Source organism: Salipiger pallidus, from assembly GCF_014643635.1.
Classification (GTDB): domain Bacteria; phylum Pseudomonadota; class Alphaproteobacteria; order Rhodobacterales; family Rhodobacteraceae; genus Salipiger; species Salipiger pallidus.
This window is the reverse complement of record NZ_BMJV01000001.1, coordinates 904,139-924,282: the sequence shown is the minus strand read 5'-3', so window position 1 is coordinate 924,282 and position 20,144 is coordinate 904,139. Positions and strand designations below refer to the sequence as shown.

14 protein-coding genes are annotated in these 20,144 nt (G+C 66.5%); 6 read left to right on the top strand and 8 right to left on the bottom strand.

Translation table 11 applies throughout. The annotated features are described in order from the left end of the window. Positions 1-4 precede the first annotated feature (4 nt). Complete coding sequence (locus tag IEX41_RS04485) at positions 5-2,083, top strand: bifunctional sulfate adenylyltransferase/adenylylsulfate kinase (RefSeq protein ID WP_188788994.1); 2,079 nt, start codon at positions 5-7, stop codon at positions 2,081-2,083. A 309-nt stretch (positions 2,084-2,392) separates the two neighbouring features. Here IEX41_RS04485 and IEX41_RS04480 read toward each other — a convergent pair whose 3' ends face one another. The 3 genes from IEX41_RS04480 to ileS all read right to left on the bottom strand — a co-directional run bounded on the left by IEX41_RS04480 (position 2,393) and on the right by ileS (position 8,184). Next, positions 2,393-3,307 (bottom strand): autotransporter domain-containing protein, encoded by a 915-nt coding sequence (locus IEX41_RS04480; RefSeq protein ID WP_188788993.1) that lies wholly within the window; start codon positions 3,305-3,307, stop codon positions 2,393-2,395. A gap of 147 nt (positions 3,308-3,454) precedes the next feature. Further along, entirely contained in the window at positions 3,455-4,462 is a 1,008-nt protein-coding gene (locus IEX41_RS04475; protein ID WP_188788992.1) for a serine hydrolase domain-containing protein, read from the bottom strand. Positions 4,463-5,253: 791 nt separating this feature from the next. Further along, complete coding sequence (gene ileS / locus IEX41_RS04470) at positions 5,254-8,184, bottom strand: isoleucine--tRNA ligase (protein WP_188788991.1); 2,931 nt, start codon at positions 8,182-8,184, stop codon at positions 5,254-5,256. 520 nt (positions 8,185-8,704) lie between these two features. Between ileS and IEX41_RS04465 the strand changes: the two genes are divergently transcribed. Further along, positions 8,705-8,965: a hypothetical protein gene (locus IEX41_RS04465; RefSeq protein WP_188789271.1), complete on the top strand. Its 261-nt coding sequence runs from the start codon at positions 8,705-8,707 to the stop codon at positions 8,963-8,965. Positions 8,966-9,196: 231 nt separating this feature from the next. Here the strand turns inward: IEX41_RS04465 and IEX41_RS04460 are convergent, their stop codons facing one another. The 5 genes from IEX41_RS04460 to IEX41_RS04440 form a co-directional block, all read right to left on the bottom strand. Continuing rightward, entirely contained in the window at positions 9,197-10,234 is a 1,038-nt protein-coding gene (locus tag IEX41_RS04460; RefSeq protein WP_188788990.1) for a YcjF family protein, read from the bottom strand. Next, positions 10,231-10,788: a GNAT family N-acetyltransferase gene (locus IEX41_RS04455; protein ID WP_229672919.1), complete on the bottom strand. Its 558-nt coding sequence runs from the start codon at positions 10,786-10,788 to the stop codon at positions 10,231-10,233. The genes IEX41_RS04460 and IEX41_RS04455 overlap by 4 nt, the downstream gene beginning before the upstream one ends. Beyond that, complete coding sequence (locus IEX41_RS04450) at positions 10,785-12,212, bottom strand: YcjX family GTP-binding protein (RefSeq protein WP_188788989.1); 1,428 nt, start codon at positions 12,210-12,212, stop codon at positions 10,785-10,787. The genes IEX41_RS04455 and IEX41_RS04450 overlap by 4 nt, the downstream gene beginning before the upstream one ends. Before the next feature lie 130 nt (positions 12,213-12,342). After that, positions 12,343-13,836: an inorganic phosphate transporter gene (locus IEX41_RS04445; RefSeq protein ID WP_229672918.1), complete on the bottom strand. Its 1,494-nt coding sequence runs from the start codon at positions 13,834-13,836 to the stop codon at positions 12,343-12,345. A 53-nt stretch (positions 13,837-13,889) separates the two neighbouring features. After that, positions 13,890-14,405, bottom strand: a complete 516-nt coding sequence (locus IEX41_RS04440) for an NUDIX hydrolase (protein ID WP_188788988.1) — start codon at positions 14,403-14,405, stop codon at positions 13,890-13,892. A gap of 262 nt (positions 14,406-14,667) precedes the next feature. On the opposite strand from IEX41_RS04440, the gene truA reads away from it, so the two are divergent. The 4 genes from truA (at position 14,668) to argF (ending at position 20,077) form a co-directional block, all read left to right on the top strand. Next, the gene (gene truA, locus IEX41_RS04435; protein WP_188788987.1) at positions 14,668-15,435 is read left to right on the top strand and encodes a tRNA pseudouridine(38-40) synthase TruA; all 768 of its coding nucleotides are present in this window, start codon (positions 14,668-14,670) and stop codon (positions 15,433-15,435) included. Between the two features lie 745 nt (positions 15,436-16,180). Continuing rightward, entirely contained in the window at positions 16,181-17,449 is a 1,269-nt protein-coding gene (locus IEX41_RS04430) for an MFS transporter (protein WP_188788986.1), read from the top strand. Positions 17,450-17,877: 428 nt separating this feature from the next. Further along, entirely contained in the window at positions 17,878-19,053 is a 1,176-nt protein-coding gene (locus tag IEX41_RS04425) for an aspartate aminotransferase family protein (RefSeq protein WP_188788985.1), read from the top strand. A 97-nt stretch (positions 19,054-19,150) separates the two neighbouring features. Continuing rightward, positions 19,151-20,077: an ornithine carbamoyltransferase gene (gene argF / locus IEX41_RS04420; RefSeq protein WP_188788984.1), complete on the top strand. Its 927-nt coding sequence runs from the start codon at positions 19,151-19,153 to the stop codon at positions 20,075-20,077. The last annotated feature ends 67 nt before the right edge of the window (positions 20,078-20,144 follow it).

Here is a 20,144-nt window from a genome sequence, read left to right as displayed (position 1 = left end):
TGCCATGTCCGCGCCCGTCGCCAAATCCATGACCGAGGAAGAGGGAAACCTCTTCCAGCTCCTGCGCCAGCTCGACCTGACGCCGGACGCATCGCAGCGTGCGATCTCGGCGGCGATAGGGGTATCTTTGGGGCGGCTCAACGCACAGCTTCGGGCAGCTGCCGAGGCAGGGTTCATAAAGATCAGCGAACGTGAGGGGCCGGACCGGCGCCAGCGTTTCGCCTATGCGCTGACATCGCGCGGCGCGGTGGAAAAGGCCCGGCTTGCGGACCGCTTCCTTGCAAGGAAATTCCGCGAATACCAGGCGCTTCACGCCGAGCTGACAGGCTCTGCCAGCAGCTACGTCCCTACAACGACAAGGACCAGACTAATGCAAAGCAATCTTGCACCCATCCCCGAGCTGTTCGTGTCCTACGACAGTGCCCAGAAGCTGAAGGTTGAAGCCGGCGAGTTGGTCAGCCACGACCTGACCCCGCGCCAGATCTGCGACCTCGAGCTGCTGATGAACGGTGGTTTCTACCCGCTCAAGGGTTTCCTCGGCGAAGAGGACTACAACGGCGTCGTCAACGACATGCGCCTTGCCGATGGTGCGCTCTGGCCGATGCCCATCACCCTCGACGTGACCGAAAAGTTCGCCGACAGCATCGAGCTGGGCCAGGACATCGCCCTGCGTGACCAGGAAGGCGTGATCCTTGCCACGATGACCGTCACCGACAAGTGGGAGCCGAACAAGTCGCTCGAGGCCGAAAAGGTCTTTGGCGCCGATGATGACGCGCATCCGGCGGTCAACTACCTGCACAACACCGCGGGCAAGATCTACCTCGGCGGCCCGATCACCGGCATCCAGCAGCCGGTGCACTATGACTTCCGCGCCCGCCGCGACACCCCGAACGAGCTGCGCGCCTATTTCCGCAAGCTCGGCTGGCGCAAGGTCGTGGCCTTCCAGACCCGCAACCCGCTGCACCGCGCGCACCAGGAACTGACCTTCCGGGCCGCCCGTGAGAGCCAGGCCAACCTGCTGATCCACCCGGTCGTTGGCATGACCAAGCCCGGCGACGTGGATCACTTCACCCGCGTGCGCTGCTACGAAGCGGTTCTCGACAAGTACCCGGCCTCGACCACTTCGATGTCGCTGCTGCCGCTCGCAATGCGCATGGCTGGCCCGCGCGAAGCCGTGTGGCACGGTCTTATCCGCAAGAACTACGGCGTGACTCACTTCATCGTCGGCCGCGACCACGCGGGCCCCGGCAAGAATTCCGCCGGTGAGGACTTCTACGGACCCTATGACGCACAGGAACTCTTCAAGCAGCACGAAGAGGAAATGGGCATCGAGATGGTGCCGTTCAAACACATGGTCTACGTTGAAGAGCGCGCCCAGTACGAGCCCGCCGACGAGATTGCCGACAAGGACAGCGTCAACATCCTGAACATCAGCGGCACCGAACTGCGCCGCCGCCTTCAGGAAGGCCTCGAGATCCCGGAATGGTTCTCGTTCCCCGAGGTGGTGGCCGAGCTGCGCCGCACCAAGCCGCCGCGCTCGAAGCAGGGCTTCACCGTGTTCTTCACCGGCTTCTCGGGCTCGGGCAAATCGACCATCGCGAACGCACTGATGACCAAGCTCATGGAAATGGGTGGCCGTCCGGTGACGCTTCTGGATGGCGACATCGTCCGCAAGAACCTGTCGTCCGAGCTGGGCTTCTCGAAAGAGCACCGTGACCTGAACATCCGCCGCATCGGCTATGTCGCGTCCGAGATCACCAAGAACGGCGGTATCGCGATCTGCGCACCCATCGCGCCTTACGCGGCAACCCGTCGCGCGGTGCGTGAGGACGTGGAGCAGTTCGGCGCCTTCGTCGAGGTGCACGTTGCCACCACGATCGAGGAATGCGAGCGCCGTGACCGCAAGGGCCTCTACAAGCTGGCGCGCGAAGGCAAGATCAAGGAGTTCACCGGCATCTCCGATCCCTACGACGTCCCGGCAAACCCCGAGCTGCGGGTCGAGACCGAGGGCACCGAGGTCGACAACTGCGCCCATCAGGTGATCCTGAAGCTGGAAAGCATGGGTCTGATCGCCGGTCTCTGATCGCTGCGACAGTCAAGACAAGGGGCGTCCCATTCGGGGCGCCCTTTTTTTTGTGATTGGGGACGTTGGTGTGCTGTGGCCATTGCGCCCGGTCAAGCCACAACCGCCCAAGATATCTTCCAAGGTTCGCGGATGCGGTCAGGCGGACGGATGTGCCTTTGACATTATACGGAGAAGTGGGTTGCCTCGACCAAGCGCCGCAAGGACGTATCGCAACGCCGGTAAAATCCATGCCCTGAAGCGATCACGTCACCTCGGGCCGCGCTTGCGGGGGAAAGCATCAGCCAGTGGCTTTCGTCTTCGCGTGGCTCAGAACGTCAGGCGGTAGTTCGTTGTCAGCTTGAGGGGCATCGCAGGATCGAACACCTGCCGGCCATCCACCGACACCGAGATCGACCGCTTCTTGTAGTTCCACAGCAGACCTGCCGCCATGCTTGGGGTGCTGTAGGCGTCGCTCCCGTCGTCGTTGCGCCACATCCCGCGGGACAGTCCGAAATCGAGATATGGCCGCCAGTTGTTCTGCGGGTAGAAGGTGGCGCGGGTTGTCAGGGAGGTGTTCGCGCGGGTGATCTCGAACCCGCGTAGGCGGCCGGTGCCCGGCACCCGCTGATGCGAATAGCCGAAAGAAGCGGAGCCCGACAGCTTGACGAGCTCGAACGTTCGGTCGATGCCAGCGCGCATTCCGGCCCCTACGCGGGTGGCATGCACCCTATCTCCCGAGAACCGGTAGGCCGGGCGCGACAGCGTGGCCCATGTGCGCAGGCGCAGGTATTTGCCCAGCCTTGTCTTGAGGTGGGGGCCGAAGGACAGGGCGCTGCTATGGATTTCTTCGCCGCCGGTGTCGAGATCCGCTTTCCCGATCCCCAGCACGAAGCCCAGCCGGCTGCGGTTCATCACCGGAAGATCGTAGCCCAGCAGGATGCGGCGGCTCGCCCCTCGGGTGTCGCCGTTGTAATCGGTCATGTGGAACGCCGCCCAGGCCCGGGCCATATTGGGCCGGGCCTTCGTCGACAGGAACAGCCCGTTGCCATAGAGGTTCACGTGCCGGTAGCCGGTCATCACCCGTCCCAGCGCCGACTCATGGGCCGAGATGTCGGTGGCCAGCGTGGTCGAGGCGCCGCGCTTGAGGGCATAGCGCAGATCTTCCTCGTTCGCCGTGGCGGGGCCGGGCAGGGTCAGCGCGCAAAGCGCGGGCAATATGACTTTTGCGATCAGCGCATGCATGGGGCAGCGAAGCTCGTGTTCTATTGCAGGGCGTCATTCTGGAATCCGGGGGCCACGGTGGCTCTCCCAGCGCGGACATCCCCGCGATAACGGCCAAGGTGAATCGCTTCAAATCACGTTTTCGCTCCAGCTAAAGGCGACCTCGCGTCAAGCTCTTCCAAGATCAAGAATTGGGCCGTCGAGCAGATCCATGAGGTCGCCGAAATATCCCGCCGACCGTGCCGGACGCAGCGGGTCCGAGGTGATAGCCACTGCAAGATCGCGCCCGGGATGCGCAGCGATGACCTGCCCACCGTACCCGCGCGCCAGCGTCCAGCCGGACCGGCTGAGGAACCAGCCATAGCCATAGCTCAGACCCGAGTAGGGCGACCGGGTGCGTGGCCGCTGGCTGGCCTCGACCCAGGTTGCGGGCAGCGCCTGCCGGTCGTCGATGCGCCCGCCGTCGCGCATGGCAAGGGCGACGCGCAGCATGTGGCGCGGGGTCAGGGCCATCTCGTTGCCGCCGAAGTAGAAGCCCTGCGGATCACGGGTCCAGGGCGGGATCTCGATCCCGAGCGGCTGGCCGAGGTGCCGCCGCGCAAGGGTCAGAAGGCTGTCGCCGGTAGCGGTGGCCAACGCCGCTCCAAGCAGGTGGGTGGTGCCGGTGGAATAGAGCATCCGCCCGCCATTCTCGGCCACGCGGTCACGGGTCAGCACGTAGTCGATCCAGTTGTTCGAACTCACCCAGGCGCCGTAGTTGCTCCCCGACGTGCGCTCGAGCCCCATGCGCAGTGTCACGAGGTCTTCGAGTGTCAGCTCTTCGGTTCCCTCGGTGGCATCACTCGGCAGAAGAGAGGGGGCGACCTGGGCCAGGGTGGCATTGACGCCGGGCACACCCCCGTCCTTGATCACCCCGCCGAGGATCAGCGCCAGCAGGCTCTTGGACACGGATTTGACGTTGGCCAACCCGTCGAGTCCCGGCCCGCGCGGCGCGGTTTCCACCAACACCTCGTCACCACGCTGAACCATGATGGCATGCAGCTGGTCGAGGCCGCGCGCACGGTCTCGGATGTCGCCGGGCGCGGCGCGCAGAACGGCGGGGCAGGCCAGCGCGGCGGCGGCGGTCAGGGCGAAGATGCGGCGGGTCGGTATGACGGGCTCGGTGAGATCAGGCATGTCCATGATCTGGAGGCATTCGCGCGGTTTGTAAGGCAAAGGTTGCTGAACTGCCGTCACGTGGGGTCACGTGGCCGTGAGATGCTGGTAGCTGCGGCATTCGACGGACACTCGGGCTGCGTCTTCGCTGCGCAAGTTGGCAATCGCACCGCAAATAAGCAGAGGTGCGCCCGGCAGGATCAGCACGTCCCGGGTTGCTGGTGCGGCTGCCCTTGTTGCCGATCCAGATCACACTCACCCCACGGGCCACCCCTCCAAGCGCGCCGGTGGAAGCCTCCTGTGGCACCCGCTGCGGGGCGATCCCCCGGGCTGGCTGTAAATCGTGCAGCGCTGTCAGGGCTGCGCTGGTTGCCGGGGCTGATGACGACGCTTGTTGGCAGATCCTCAAGCGCAGCAATCAGCGCTTGCTCCCAGCCCGGTCGCTCAGCTCCTAAGAGGCGCTGCTGCGGTCCGCGCGCCGGGTCGGGACCGGTGTAGAGCCCGTCGCGAGCCGCTGCGTGCTCGTGGTGGCGTGTCTCAAGGCAAGGCAGGGAGGGTAAAGATGAAGGATCGCCAGCGCATGGGGGTGCTCCATCGCTGACGGAGGAAACATACCACGAAATCCGAATATCATGAGCCAGTGAGACCAAAGCCCACCTTCCGACTGGCTCCCGGCAACGGTGCAGCGGGACGTAGACTGGCGCGGGATTCTCGAGGCCGATGGACGTTTTCGGCAGGGAGCCGGGCCGGGGCGTGCAAGAAAACCCGGGCAGCAAGAAAAAAGGGGGCCGCGTGGGCGGCCCCCTGAATGCTCAGCCAAGCGCTTCGCTGCAGCGGGCGCAGGTGGCGGGGTGGGCATGGGTGCCCACATCGGGAAGGATCTTCCAGCAGCGTTGGCATTTCTCGCCATCGGCTTTCTCGAAGACCACGCCAACGCCCGGCACCTCTGCCATGCGGAAGGCTTCCTGCGGAGCAGGATCCGCCGACAGCTCGATGCCGGAGGTGATGCACAGATCCTCGAAGGCCACGGTCTTGAGCGCTTCGAGAGTCGCCTCGTCCTCGACGTGGACCACTGGCGCCGCCTCGAGCGAGGCGCCGATCACCTTGTCGGTGCGCTGGATTTCCAGCGCGGCGGTGACCACGCGGCGGGCGCTGCGCACCTTGGCCCACTTGGCCGCCAGCGCGTCATTCTTCCATTCCGCCGGGGTGACCGGGAAATCCTGCAGGTGCACCGAGGACGCATCGCCAGGGAAACGGTCGAGCCATACGTCTTCCATGGTGAAGACGAGGATCGGCGCCAGCCAGGTGGTCAGGCGGTGGAACAGCAGGTCCATGACCGTGCGCGCGGCACGGCGGCGCGGTGTGTCGCCGTCACAGTAAAGCGCGTCCTTGCGGATGTCGAAGTAGTAGGCCGACAGGTCCAGTGTGCAGAAGTTGAACACGGCCTGGAAGACGTGTTGGAAATCATAGGCGCGGTAGCCTTCCTGCACGATCCCGTCGAGTTCCGCGAGGCGGTGCAATACCCACTGCTCCAGCTCGGGCATGTCCGCCGGGTCCACCCGGTCGCTTTCCTCGAAGTGGCCAAGCGCGCCCAGCATGAAGCGCATGGTGTTGCGCAGGCGGCGGTAGCCGTCGGCCACGCCCTTGAGGATCTCCGGCCCGATGCGCTGGTCGGCGGTGTAATCCGCCTGCGCCACCCAGAGCCGCAGGATGTCTGCGCCGTACTGCTTGACCACGTCATCCGGTGCCACGGTGTTGCCGAGCGACTTGGACATCTTGTTGCCCTTCTCGTCCAGCGTGAAGCCATGGGTGACCACGTTGCGATAGGGCGCACGGCCCTTGGTGCCGCAGGCCTGAAGCAGTGAGGAGTGGAACCAGCCGCGGTGCTGGTCGGTGCCTTCCATATAGACGTCCGCGATACCGTCCTTGGTGCCGTCCTCGCGGTCGCGCAGCACGAAGGCGTGGGTCGAGCCGCTGTCGAACCACACGTCGAGCACGTCGAACACCTGCTCATAGTCGTCAGGGTTCGCCGCGTCGCCGATGAAGCGCTCCTTCGCGCCATCCTTATACCACGCGTCCGCGCCTTCGGCCTCAAAGGCTTCGCAGATACGGGCGTTGACGGCGTCGTCGCGCAGCAGGAAGCCTTCGTCAGTGGGCAGAGCGCCCTTCTTGATGAAGCAGGTGAGCGGCACGCCCCATGCCCGCTGACGCGACAGCACCCAGTCCGGGCGCGCCTCGATCATCGAATACAGGCGGTTGCGGCCCGACTGCGGCGTGAACTTCACCAGCTCGTCGATGGAGCGCAGGGCACGGGTGCGGATCGTCTCGCCGTACGTGTCCTGACCATCGCCCACGGCGCGGTCGATGGATGCGAACCACTGCGGCGTGTTGCGAAAGATCACCGGCGCCTTGGACCGCCAGCTGTGCGGGTAGGAGTGTTTGATCTTGCCGCGCGCCATCAGCCCGCCAACCTCGGCCAGCTTATCGATGACGGTCTTGTTGGCATCGCCTTCACCGCCCTTGCGGTTGAGGATGAACTTGCCACCGAAGAAGGGCAGGTTGGCGCGGAAGCCGCCGTCGTCCATCACGTTGTAGGTGATGACCTGCTCGAGCATCCCGAGGTTACGGTAAAGCTCGTATTCCTCCATGCCGTGCGAGGGGGCGCAATGCACGAAGCCGGTCCCTTCCTCGTCGGTGACGAAGTCGGCGGCGCGGAAGTCGCGGGGCTGGTCCCATTCGCCCTCGCTACCCTCGACCCCGGCAAGCGGGTGCAGCAGCGAGAGTGCCTCGAATTCCGCGGTCTCGACGTCGCGGACCTTGGTCCACTGGTCGTCCGACAGGCGTGCCTTCGCAAAGGTCTGCTCAGCCAGCTTGTTGGCCAGAAGGTACTTTTCACCAACCTTGAGCCAGCAGTCGTCCGGCGTGCCGGTGACCTCGTAAAGGCCATAGGAATAGTCCGCGCCGTAAACCACCGCTTTGTTCGACGGGATGGTCCAGGGGGTGGTCGTCCAGATCACCACATAGGCCCCGGCGAGGTCGCTGGCGCCCTCTGCCTTGAACTTCACCCAAATGGTGAAGCTCTCCTTGTCGTGGTATTCGACCTCGGCTTCGGCGAGGGCGGTCTGTTCCACCGGCGACCACATCACGGGCTTGGAACCCTGATAGAGCGTGCCGGTCATCAGGAACTTCATGAATTCCTCGGCGATGACGCGCTCAGCGTGGAAGTTCATGGTGAGGTAGGGATCGGCCCAGTTGCCGGTGATCCCGAGGCGCTTGAACTCGTCGCGCTGCACGTCGATCCAGCCTTCCGCGAACTTGCGGCATTCCTGGCGGAAGTCGATGACCGGCACGTCGTCCTTGTTCTTGCCCTTCTTGCGGTACTGCTCTTCGATCTTCCACTCGATGGGAAGGCCGTGGCAATCCCAGCCCGGAACGTAGCGCGCATCGTGGCCCATCATCTGGTGCGAGCGCACGATCATGTCCTTGATGGTCTTGTTCAGCGCGTGGCCGATATGCAGATGGCCGTTCGCATAGGGTGGGCCGTCATGCAGGGTGAAGGGCGTGCGGCCCTCGGCGCGCTCGCGCAACGTGTCGTAGACCGCGATCTCGTTCCAGCGGGCCAGCCATTCCGGTTCACGCTTGGGCAGGCCCGCGCGCATGGGAAAGTCGGTCTTGGGAAGGTTCAGCGTGTCCTTGTAGTCGGGCAGGTCCTGAGGGGTATCGGCAGTGGTATCGGCGCACATGTTTTGCGGTCCCGGTGGCTGTAACTGTCTGGAAGGATGGTGCGGCGCGGCGGGTCCATACGCCTTGTCCCGGCGACTCCTGAAGTCAGAGCGCCGGGCAGGTAATTCGAATGATGATCTCGAAACGTCCCATCATGGCGGCGCTTATAGGGGTGGGGCGGGCAATGGTCCAGAGCCTGTGGCGCCGGGGACGCAATGCTGCGGGGCTGCCGGGCCATCCACTTGGTTGCGCGGATTTCCGTGCCTTTCGCGCCGGTTGGGCGGAACCCTGCGTGATGCCCGTTTTTCGAGCGCCCTCATGGCGGGAACCGGCCCGTGGAAAACTCGTCCATGAGCGGCATTTCGCCTCGTTTCGAGGGGGCGGATTTCCCTCCGAGACAGTGGAACGAAAACGATGCAATGCAGCGTTGACTACGGTCCGGCACTGCTCGCCGGTCCGGACATTCCCGAGCCTCTCCCTGCTGCGCCGCGTTCTGCACTGCGTCGCAACGGGGCGGTCCAACCTTTCAAGGACGCTGCCATGTCCATCACGAACCACGATATTTCCCAAAGCTTTGCGCCCGATCCGGCGCAGCAGCGGGCACGCGACCGGGCAATCCCGGCGCTGGATCCGGCAGACGAGCCGGATGCGGACGACCTGCGCGGCTTTGATGGCGCAGCCCTGGCGGTGTTCGGGGTCTTGCTGAGCCTCGGGGTGTTTGTCGCCTTCGATGCACTGACCACCACACGCGACCTTTCGGGCGACGGCGGGGCCTATGCGGCTCCGGTGGCGGTGGACTAGAGACTCAGCGCAGGCGGACAGACGCCCGTGCTGATGATCTGACCAGCCCCGCCAGCATATTCGACGCCTGCCGAGCAGAGCCACTCGCCTGCGCCATGCGGTGCCGTCGGCCCATGGCGAAACGATCAAGGCGAAACGGTCATGGCGAAAAGGCCGTTGCTTCGTTTGGCGACTTCGGGGGCGGCCGGCACCGACGGGATGTGCGGTTTCCGGCGGTCGATCGCGCGCCTTTCAGTGGTCCCTCTTGCCGCCGGTGGTCACGAGGCCCGCGAGCGACGTGCGGATGATCGAGCGCACCGAAGGCCGCTTGCCTGCTGCGAAGGGCAGGGGGCGGCAGACCTCCATCGCGGCAACGCCGACGCGGGCTGTCAGGGCGCCGTTCACCATCCCCTCGCCGAATCTGCGCGACAGCTTGCCGAGAATGCCTCCTCCGAGGATCGGCTCGAGCATGTCGTCTCCCACGGCCACGGCCCCCGTCGCCACGAGGTGGGACATCACCGCCCGGGTCAGCCGCCAACTGCCCAGCGTGCCGGACCGCCCGCCATAGATCTCGGCGATGCGGCGGATCATGCGAAGGTTCGCCCCAAGCGCCGCCACCACGTCCGCCAGCGCCAGCGGCACCAGCGCGGTCACGGTGGCCACCTGCCGGGCCGAGGCCTCGACCTCGCGCCGCGCGGCGGCATCGAGAGGCCCTAGAAGCTCGTTTTCCGCAAGGCCCAGCACCCCAGCGGCATCGAAGATCTCGGGCGAACGGTCGCGCAGGCGCTCGCGTCCCCATGCGGTGTCATCGCGGCCCGCATAGAGCTTGGCCAGCTTGTCCACCGTGGCACGCGCAGCCTTGAGGTCGTCGTCTGCCAGCGCCCTGTCCGCGGCGCGGTGCAGCGCGTCAACGGTCCCGAGCCGCGACAGGGCGGCCAGTTCCTTGACGACAATAAGCAGCACCACCATCACGAACAGCACCATTAGCGCGCTGAGCGCGTAGCCCAGCACCGGCACAGAGGCCACGAGGTCGGTGACAAAGCGCCATGCGGCGATCGACACCAGCGCCGACACCAGCGCGCCCAGCAGCGCCCAGAACCAGCGCGCCAGCCGCGAGGGGCGACGGGCCGCGAGGGCGGCAGCGGTGGCCATGGCACGCCCCTCGGGCAGGCCGGGGGCGGCTTCGGGCTCGGGCACGGGCGGAGCGTCCGACGGGGTCATACGGGGGCTGTCGTCGCCCAGCTCGATCAGCACGGGGCCGCGATTGGCCTTGTCTTCGGGATGGCTCATCGGCTGCGCTCCTCGGAGGGTTCGGAGGGTTCGGAGGGTTCGGAGGGTTCGGAGGGTTCGGAGGGTTCGGAGGGTTCGGAGGGTTCGGAAACGTTTGTGGCGCGCGCAGTGGCGACCGGCGCGGTCCAGCGGTAATGGATCTCGGGCAGACCCTCGTCGCTGCGGTCTCCGTCGCCGCGCGCAGTGATCTCGAACCCGGCGCTGTCATAGAACGCGCGCGCTGCAGTGTTGGCTTCGAAAGCCCAGAGTTCCAGCCGGTCACAGGCGGCCTGCGCCTGCGCCAGTAGCCGTCGCGCGATGCCGCCGCGCCGGGCGCCGGGCGCGACGAAAAGCGCATGCACGTAAGCCCCCTCGCGGGCCATGAACCCCAGCGGCTCGCCCGTGGGGCCCTCGGCCAGTGACACCCAGCCCCGGTCGATCATCGCGCCCGCGTGGGCGATGTCTTCGGCTCCGCTGTGTAGGCGCGGCTTCCAACCGTGCTCGGCTGTGGCCTCGGTCATCATCGCCCCGAGGCTGCCGGCGTCCGTGGGCGCGGCGGGGCGCAGGCGGATCACAGCCGGTCCCCGAAGAGGAACTGTGCCGCCCGGTCGAGCCGGATATGCGGCGGGCCTTCATTGGGCTTCAGCGACAGCGGTGCCGGGGCAAAGCGCATGATGGAATAATCGCCGTCGAGCCATTTCTCGGCCCCTTCGCGGGCCACGCCGAGCAGGCGGCCAGGATCCTGTGGCAGCTCTCCGGGGTAGAACGCCGCTTCCCGGCCACGGGTGCCGTCGTCCTTCAGCAATGTGCCGCGCACGCAATCAAGGCTGCGACCCTCGTGGGGCAGGGTCTGTTCCACCGTGGCGCGCAGGGCGGCAATAGCCATGGAGTGCGTCTCGGCCCCGGCAAAGCGCGCCCGGTCACGGGCGTCACGGGTCAGCGCCTCCATGATCGCCGACAGCCGGCCGTGCTGGGAATGGTGCAGGTGGTCGGCCTTGGTGGCGGCAAAGAGGATCTTCTCGACCCGGCGGCCCAGCAGCAGGCTTTGCAAAAAGGCGTTGGCGCCGGGGCGGAAGGCTCCGAGGATCTCGGCCATTGTGCGGCGCAGATCCTCGACCGCCGCAGGCCCCGCGTGGATCGCGCCAAGCGCGTCCACCAGAACAACCTGCCGGTCGATGCGGCTGAAGTGGTCCCGGAAGAAGGGCCTTACGATCTGGCTCTTGTAGGCTTCGAACCGCCGCTCCATCTCGCGCTGAAGCGATTTGCGCGGTGCGTCTGCCACAGGGGGAAGGGGGGCGAAGGTCAGCGCGGGGCTGCCCTCTTTCTCGCCGGGCAGCAGAAAGCGCCCCGGGGTGCAGTCGGAAAAGCCCGCGTTGCGCGCGGTGTGCAGCGCCTGGGTAAAGCTGGCGGCGAGCGCCTTGGCGCGCGGCTCCTCGAAGGGGGCAGAGCCGTCCTCGGAGCGGGCCATCGCAAGGTAGGTCTCTCCACCGGGGCGCTTGGCAAGGCGCGACAGGGTGTCGGCGGCCCACTGGTCGTAGGTCTTGTCCATCAGCCCCAGATCAAGCAGCCATTCTCCGGGGTAATCCACGATGTCGAGGTGGACCTTGCGCGCCCCGGACACCCCCGCGAGCAGGCCGGTGGGCCGCAGCTTCAGCGACAGGCGCAGCTGTGACACGGCGCGGGTTCCCTCGGGCCAGAACGGCGTGGCGGAGGTCAGCGCACCCAGATGCTGTTCGTAGTCGAAGCGCGGCATGGTGTCGTCGGGCTGCGGTTGCAGGTGGGCGGCAAGGATACGGTTCTCGGCCTCGGCGACCAGCTGCGGCATCCGCGCGCGGTCCAGCAGGTTCGCCACCAGTGAGGTGATGAACACCGTCTTACCCGCCCGGCTGAGCCCCGTCACACCAAGCCGGATCACCGGTTCGGTGAACGGCTGGGCAAGCGTGTCCGTGACGTTGCCAAGGCTGCGGGTGATGCTGTCGGCGAAGTGTCCGATGACCAAGTGCGGTCTCCCTGTCTGTCGTCGCTGCCCGGCGCGAAATCCGCGTGGGTACGTGCGTTAGATAGAGTTGCAGGCGGCATCTTGCCAGTGCTGCGGCCCCGGCCACCCGTGGGCGGGCCGGGGTTAGGGCTCAGACGCCCATGGCGCGCAGGGCCCAGAAGCACAGAGCTGACAGCATCGCGGCGGCGGGCACGGTGATGACCCAGGCGGCGACGATGGTCATGAAATGCGACCGGCGCACCAGCTTGCGGCGGCGTCGTTCGCGGCTTGCCAGGGGACGGGCCGCGCCCTTGACCCGGCCGGGGCGGTTGCGCTCCATGTACCATTCGCGGAAGAATCCGACGCCGAAGATGCCGCCAACGGCGATGTGGGTGGAGCTGACCGGCAGCCCGAGCCACGACGCAGCGATCACCGTGATCGCCGCCGAAAGGGCGACGCAATAGGCGCGCATGGGGTTCAGCTTGGTGATCTGGTTGCCCACCATGCCGATGAGCTTCGGCCCAAAGAGGATCAGGCCGAACGAGATGCCCAGCGCACCGATCACCATCACCCACAGCGGGATCGACACCTCACCGGCAACGCCCGCCGACTGCTGGGCATAGACCACCGCCGCAAGCGGGCCGACCGCATTCGCCACGTCGTTGGCGCCATGAGCAAAGGACAGCAGCGCCGCTGAAACCACAAGCGGCAGGCGGAACAGCACCTTGAGCGACCGGTTGCGGTTCTCCAGCCCCTCGGACTGACGCTTGACCAGCGGCACCGACACGAAGCCGACGACGACCCCGGCAGCGATGCCGATCAGCAGCGCGTGGGCCATGTCGATGTCGATGACTTTGCCAAGGCCCTTGAGCGACAGGTAGGTGGCAAAGGCCCCGGCCATGAAGCCGATAAGCACCGGCACCCAGGTGCGGGCGGCGGCGATCTTGTCCTCGACGTAGATCACCTTCCACTTGATGAATGCCAGCATGGCGGCGGCGAAGACGCCCCCCAGCAGCGGAGAGATGACCCAGCTTGCGGCGATGGCGCCCATCGTGGGCCAGCTCACCGACCCGAGGCCCGCCGCCGCGATGCCCGCGCCCATGACGCCGCCCACGACCGAATGGGTGGTGGACACCGGCGCGCCGATCACCGTGGCAAGGTTGACCCAGATGGATGCGGACAGCAGCGCCGCCAGCATGGCCCAGACGAAGACCCGCACATCCGACAGCCCCGCCGGATCGACGATACCCTTCGAGATGGTCGAGACCACGTCGCCCCCCGCCAGCAGCGCCCCGGCGGTTTCGCAGATGGCGGCGATGGCAATGGCGCCCAGCATCGACAGCGCCCGCGCGCCCACCGCCGGGCCCATGTTGTTGGCCACGTCGTTGGCCCCGATGTTGAGCGCCATGTAGGCGCCGAAGGCGGCGGCCACCGCCACCACGAGGCCCTGCGGTTCCTGCCCCACCAGCAGCGCCGCAGAGAGCGCGGCCAGCGTGACGAAGGCCAGCGACACGCCGATCCCCACCAGCGAGCGCGAGGTGTACATGGTCGCGGCCTCGAGCCGGGACAGCCGGTTGAGGTCCTGGTCGAGCGTCTTCCACTGGCGCTCGGAAGCGTCGGTGCCGGTCTGGTCGTGCTGTGTCACGTGGGGGTCCTTGGATCGCTGGGAGGCCGGCGCATTGTGGCGCCGGGCCGTCCTCAGGAAGCGTCTCCGGCTGTGCCGGATGACGCGCGTTTCCCGTTGCCGCGGCTGTCGGGAAGCTCGGGAAGGTCGCGCACTAGCGCGGCCAGCTCAGGCTCGGCAACCAGCTTCGCAGCCTCTTTGGGAGACATCCAGCGGCGCTCGCGTTCTTCCATCTCGGGCCAGCTGTCGTAGAGCTTTTCGATCTCGATGGCGTAGACATCCACCTCGGTGGACAGCGGCAGTCCGCCATCCATGATCTTGTCGTAACGATAGCGCCCGATCCGCAGCGGCTTGCCACCGCACGGTTTGATCCCGGCCTCTTCCCACGCTTCCTCGAGCGCGGTGCCGCCGGCGTCCGTGCCCTGCATCGGCCATCCCTTGGGGATGATCCAGCGACGGGTGGTGCGCGACGTGATCAGCAGAACCTCGAGCCCGGCGGTGCCATTGCGGTAGCACAGCGCGCCGATCTGGTATCGGGGCGGCCTGCCAAGGAGTGGCGCGAGATAACTTTTCCATATGCCAAAGAGCATGCGGTTCACCGGGAGAAGGTCGGGGTTGACGCGGTCATGTAACGAAGATGCGACAAAAACTCAACAAGGCAACCCCGCGCTGTCCCGGTTGCCGCGTAACGGCATCACTCCGTCAGGGGTGCTCCGGCGCTTCGGGCGCTGATGCCGCTATGAACAGGGGCCTGTGCAAGGCCGCCCGAACCCTGCCAGATGCCCCGCCTGTGCTGCCTCGAAGAGGCGGCTGGGCATTGCTCAGGCGGACACCATTGGCTAAGGCAAGACCATGCCAAGATACGCTCTTCTCGTGGAATATGACGGCGGCCCCTTCGCCGGGTGGCAGCGCCAGGCCGACCAGCCGTCGGTGCAGGGGGCCATAGAGTCCGCCCTGTCGAAACTGGAGCGGCGCGAGCATACCATCGCCGCCGCCGGGCGCACCGATGCCGGTGTTCATGGGCGCGGGCAGGTGGCCCATTGCGACATGGAAAAGGATTGGGATCCGTTCCGCCTGTCCGAAGCGCTCAACCATCACCTGAAGCCCGCCCCGGTGGCGATTCGCGCCTGTGAGCGGGTATCGGACGACTGGCATGCGCGGTTTTCGGCGATGGAGCGGCGGTATCTGTACCGCGTGCTTGCCCGCCGCGCCCCCTGCACCATGGAGCGCGGGCAGGTCTGGCGGGTGATGAACCCGCTTGATGCAGATGCCATGCGCGAGGCGGCGGTGCATCTCGTGGGTCTGCATGACTTCACCACCTTCCGGTCGACCATGTGCCAGGCGAAGTCGCCGGTGAAGACCATGGACGAGATCCGCATCGAGGAGGTCGACGCCTACGCCGGCCCCGAGATCCGGTTCCACCTGCGCGCCAGAAGCTTCCTGCACAACCAGGTGCGGTCCATCGTCGGGACGCTCGAACGGGTGGGGACGGGGGCGTGGGAGCCATCCCGCGTGGCCGAGGCGCTGGCCGCACGGGACCGTGCCGCCTGCGGGCCGGTCTGCCCGCCGGACGGGCTTTACCTGATGGGTGTGGGCTACCCGGACGACCCCTTCGCCTGAGGTCTGTTGCAGGCACAGGCCAGGCTGCTTGTCCTGCGGCCTGGCTTGCGGGCGGCACCTGTTTTTGCGGTCGCAGAGGGCGTTGCCCCCGGCGGGCCCTTGATCCGCTTGCACTCTCTTGGAAGTGTGTCCGCCTGCGGCATTCCCGTTTGCGGGTATGTTGGCAACCGGTGCCTGGCCTGCCGGTGTTATCCGTGCTGCCTGCCGGTGCCTTGCCCGCCGGTAGTCGCCCTTGCCGTGCCGGCGGGCGTGGACCGCCGAGGCTGCCATGGCACCAACAGGCTGCACAAAACCTCCAACAGGGGGGCGGTCAGGTCCTCAATAGCGCACTTTGGTTTGAGCCGGTGGTGCAGCCTGTCTTCTGCACTGGCAAGGCGTGACCATGCCGGCGAAATCCGCCCCCCGGAGTCCCATACGGTTTGCAGCGGCCTGCCAAACCTTGGCGCCAGCGCGGTCGGCGGCATGGCTTGGGATCTGACCCCTGAAAACCGCTCAGGGCAGGCCCTGAACGGGTCCGGGTGCGACGTGCCGTTCGGCTTCGCAAAATCTTTAGGGCCCACGCCCCGAGACAAGGCGCAGTCGGTCGCAAACGGACAAGTTTCCGGCGCTGGCAGACCTGCCCCAACCGCGCGCCTGTGCGAGGGGGCATTGTCCCGGAGCGACCCGGCGCTGGCCGCGCCCCTGCTTCCTGTGCCGACCGTCTCTTGACCTCCTTTTCATGCCATCCTCGGGAGCGTCCGCCCATATGATCCAGGTCCTGTCCGCCGTCTGGGCGCTGCTTGTCGGCGTGGTGTTCATCATGCTGGGCAACGGCATGCACTTCACCCTTATCGGCCTGCGCGGCGACGTTGAGGGCTTCTCGACCACCGCGCTTGCCATCATCACCTCGGGCTATTTCGTCGGCTTCCTCACTGGCGCGCAAATGGCGCCCCGGATGATCCGCCGGGTGGGGCACGTGCGGGTCTTCGCGGCGCTGGGCAGCTTCATGTCCGCCGGCCTCATCGCCTACCCGCTGATCGCCGAGCCCTGGGCCTGGACCGTGCTGCGTCTGATGCTGGGGTTCTGCATGTCCGGCGTCTACGTCACCGCGGAAAGCTGGCTCAACGATGCGGCCACCAACGAAACCCGGGGCAAGATCCTGTCCGCCTACATGATCGCGCAGACGCTGGGCATCATCGGCGCGCAGGGGCTGCTGACCTTCGGAGACGCCGCTGATGCGACGCTGTTCATCGGGGCGTCGATCCTGGTGTCGATTTCCTTTGCGCCGATCCTGCTGTCGGTGACGCCGGTGCCCGCCGCCGCCGTGATCCGGCCCATGTCCCTGCGCGAACTGTTTTCCTACGCCCGGCTCAGCACCGTTGGCATCTTCCTGCTGGGCAGTGCCTATGCCACCCAAAGCGGCATGGGCGCGGTCTTCGGCACCCAGACCGGAATGACCACGGACCAGGTTGCGCTGTTCGTGGCGATGCTCTTTGCCGGGGCGCTGCTGTTCCAGTACCCGATCGGGTGGCTCTCGGACCGCTGCGACCGGCGGGTGATGATCGTCGGGTTGGCGCTCGCCGGTGCCGCTGCAGGGGTGCTCGGGTTCCTCGGCGGCGACGACCTGCGTGTGGTCATGGCCGGGGCCTTCCTTGCGGGCGGGGTGACCACACCGCTCTACGCGCTGTTCCTGGCCTACACCAACGACTACCTCACCACGGACCAGATGCCCGCCGCATCGGGCGGGCTTGTCTTTACCTTCGGCCTCGGCGCGATCATCGGCCCGCTCCTGACTGGCTGGTTCATGCAGCATCTGGGGGCATGGACCTTCTGGATCGTGCTGTCGGTGACCTTCGGCATCATCGTCGGCTACGGCCTGTGGCGCATTGCCCGGGGCGGCGCGACCCCGACGGAAACCGAAAGCTATCTCGGCGTCGTGCCCGGCGCTTCGCCGGTAGCAGTCGAGGCGGCAGGCGCATGGGCTGCCGAACAGGCCGAGCAATCGGAGCAGGGCGAAGACCCGCAGCCGACCTGAGGTTAGTTTCCTGTCAGGCTGGATCGGGAGCGGGCTGCCCGACATCGTCCGTCTTTCACGGGAGCACTGATACGGCGCGCTGACGGGTGATGCCCCCCTCGGCCCGAGGTCGGCCCCCACGACGCCAGCCCCGCTGACATGAGTGCGCCCGAAAAGCGCCACGCGATACTGGGGGGTGCCTGATCCTGTCGCCGCACCCCACGCGCATCGGGGGCAGGGGCGCACAATCCCCCTTCACGCCGCGTCCGAACCGCGCTATGAGCGGCTCCATGACGCAAGCGAGCCTCATCCGACGAGCCTGAACGCTCTTCCCGCGTGCCCTTCGAGGGGCGCGCCCCTCCGCTCTGCGCCATATCCATCCCGCACAACTTGACTTGCCCCCCGGTGCTTGGCACCAATCGGGCCTCATTTCCACGAGGAGATCTCGCATGATCCCGTCCGTCCTGCCGACCTATTCCCGCGCCCCCCTTCGTTTCGCGAAGGGCGAAGGCACATGGCTCGTGGAGGAAGACGGCCGCCGATTCCTCGATCTTGCCAGCGGCATCGCGGTGAACGCGCTCGGCCACGCCCACCCGGCGCTGGTGGCGGCCCTGACCGAGCAGGCGGGCAAGCTGTGGCACACCTCCAACCTCTACGAGATCCCGCAGCAGCAGGCGCTGGCCGACAAGCTGGTTGATGCGACCTTTGCCGACACGGTGTTCTTCACCAACTCCGGCACCGAAGCGTGCGAGCTCGCCGTCAAGATGGCGCGCAAGTACTGGTATGAGAAAGGTCAGCCCGACAAGACCGACATCATCGCCTTCACCGGCAGCTTCCACGGCCGTTCCGCCGCGGGCATCGCCGCCGCCGGGTCAGAGAAGATGACAAAGGGCTTCGGCCCGCTGCTGCCGGGTTTCAAGCACCTCGGCTGGGGTGATCTCGAAGCGCTCGAGGCGGCCATCGACGACAATACCGCCGCCATCATCATCGAACCGGTGCAGGGCGAAGGCGGCATCCGCCCCATGCCCGACGCCGACCTGCAAGCGCTGCGGCAGCTTTGCGATGACAAGAGCGTGCTGCTGATCCTCGACGAGGTGCAATGCGGCGTCGGCCGGACCGGCAAGCTCTTTGCCCATGAATGGGCCGGGGTCACACCGGACATCATGATGGTTGCCAAGGGCATCGGCGGCGGCTTCCCCCTGGGCGCGGTGCTTGCCACCGAAGAGGCCGCAAGCGGCATGACCGCAGGCAGCCACGGCTCGACCTATGGCGGCAACCCGCTGGGCTGCGCCGTGGGCTGCACCGTCATGGACCACGTCGCAGCCCCCGAATTCCTCGCCGAGGTGAACCGCAAGGCGGGCCTGCTGCGCCAGAAGCTCGAGGGCCTTGTTGCCAGCCACCCAGACGTCTTCGAGGAAGTGCGCGGCGTCGGCCTGATGCTGGGGCTCAAGACGAAATGTGCCCCCGGCGATTTCGTGAAGGCCGGCCATGACGCTCTTGTCGCCACCGTGCCCGCCGCCGACAACGTGGTGCGCCTGCTGCCCCCGCTCATCATCAGCGATGACGAGATCGCCGAGGCGGTGACCCGCCTCGACGCCGCCGCCACCGCCATCGAAAAGGCGTGACCCGCACCCTTCTTCTCTTTCCAAATACGCCGGGGGAGGCTCCGCAGGAGACGGGGGCAGCGCCCCCACCGCCCCGGCCGCCAAGAAGCATAGACACATGAAGCATTTCCTCGACATCCACAAAACGGACAAATCCGAGCTCCGGCAGATCATCGACACCGCGAAGCAGATCAAGGATGCCCGCAACGGCCGTCCCAAGGCGTCGCCCGACGCGGATCTGCCGCTCAAGGACCGCATGGTCGCGCTGATCTTCGAAAAGCCCTCGACCCGGACCCGCGTCAGCTTTGACGTGGGCGTACGCCAGATGGGTGGCCAGACCATGGTGCTGTCGGGCTCGGACATGCAGCTAGGCCATGGCGAGACCATCGCCGACACCGCCCGCGTGCTGTCGCGTTTCGTGGACATGATCATGATCCGCACCTTTGACGAGGCGGTGCTGACCGAGATGGCGGAATACGCCACGGTGCCGGTCATCAATGGCCTGACCGACCGCACTCACCCCTGCCAGATCATGGCCGATATCCTCACCTTCGAGGAACACCGCGGCCCGATCGCCGGCAAGAAGGTCGTGTGGTGCGGCGACGGCAACAACGTGTGCTCGTCCTTCCTGCACGCGGCTGGGCAGTTCGGCTTCGACTTTACCTTCACCGGTCCGGTCCAGCTCGACCCCGAGATGGAGTTCGTCGGCCTCGCCCGCAACGCGGGCAGCACCGTGACCATCGAGCGTGACCCGTTCAAGGCGGTCGAGGGCGCGGATCTCATCGTCGCCGACACATGGGTGTCGATGCATGACGCGCAATCGGCCAAGGAACGGCGCCACAACATGCTGCGCCCCTACCAGGTCAATGAAAAGCTCATGGAGGCGGCGGGCAAGGATGCGCTCTTCATGCACTGCCTGCCCGCCCACCGCGGCGAAGAGGTGACCTCCGAGATCATGGACGGGCCGCAATCGGTCATCTGGGACGAGGCCGAGAACCGCTTGCACGCCCAGAAGGCCATCATGAAATGGTGTGTCGAGGGCTGAAGGCCCCGCCAGAGACGTTCGGGCTGAAGGCCCCGCCAGAGACGTTCGGGCTGAAGGCCCCGCCAGA

Bases quoted from the DNA above. Each gene is read 5' to 3' on its own strand.
- IEX41_RS04485 (WP_188788994.1), top strand. From the start codon at position 5: ATGTCCGCGCCCGTCGCCAAATCCATGACCGAGGAAGAGGGAAACCTC.
- IEX41_RS04480 (WP_188788993.1), bottom strand. From the start codon at position 3,307: ATGCATGCGCTGATCGCAAAAGTCATATTGCCCGCGCTTTGCGCGCTG.
- IEX41_RS04475 (WP_188788992.1), bottom strand. From the start codon at position 4,462: ATGCCTGATCTCACCGAGCCCGTCATACCGACCCGCCGCATCTTCGCC.
- ileS (WP_188788991.1), bottom strand. From the start codon at position 8,184: ATGTGCGCCGATACCACTGCCGATACCCCTCAGGACCTGCCCGACTAC.
- IEX41_RS04465 (WP_188789271.1), top strand. From the start codon at position 8,705: ATGTCCATCACGAACCACGATATTTCCCAAAGCTTTGCGCCCGATCCG.
- IEX41_RS04460 (WP_188788990.1), bottom strand. From the start codon at position 10,234: ATGAGCCATCCCGAAGACAAGGCCAATCGCGGCCCCGTGCTGATCGAG.
- IEX41_RS04440 (WP_188788988.1), bottom strand. From the start codon at position 14,405: ATGCTCTTTGGCATATGGAAAAGTTATCTCGCGCCACTCCTTGGCAGG.
- truA (WP_188788987.1), top strand. From the start codon at position 14,668: ATGCCAAGATACGCTCTTCTCGTGGAATATGACGGCGGCCCCTTCGCC.
- IEX41_RS04430 (WP_188788986.1), top strand. From the start codon at position 16,181: ATGATCCAGGTCCTGTCCGCCGTCTGGGCGCTGCTTGTCGGCGTGGTG.
- IEX41_RS04425 (WP_188788985.1), top strand. From the start codon at position 17,878: ATGATCCCGTCCGTCCTGCCGACCTATTCCCGCGCCCCCCTTCGTTTC.
- argF (WP_188788984.1), top strand. From the start codon at position 19,151: ATGAAGCATTTCCTCGACATCCACAAAACGGACAAATCCGAGCTCCGG.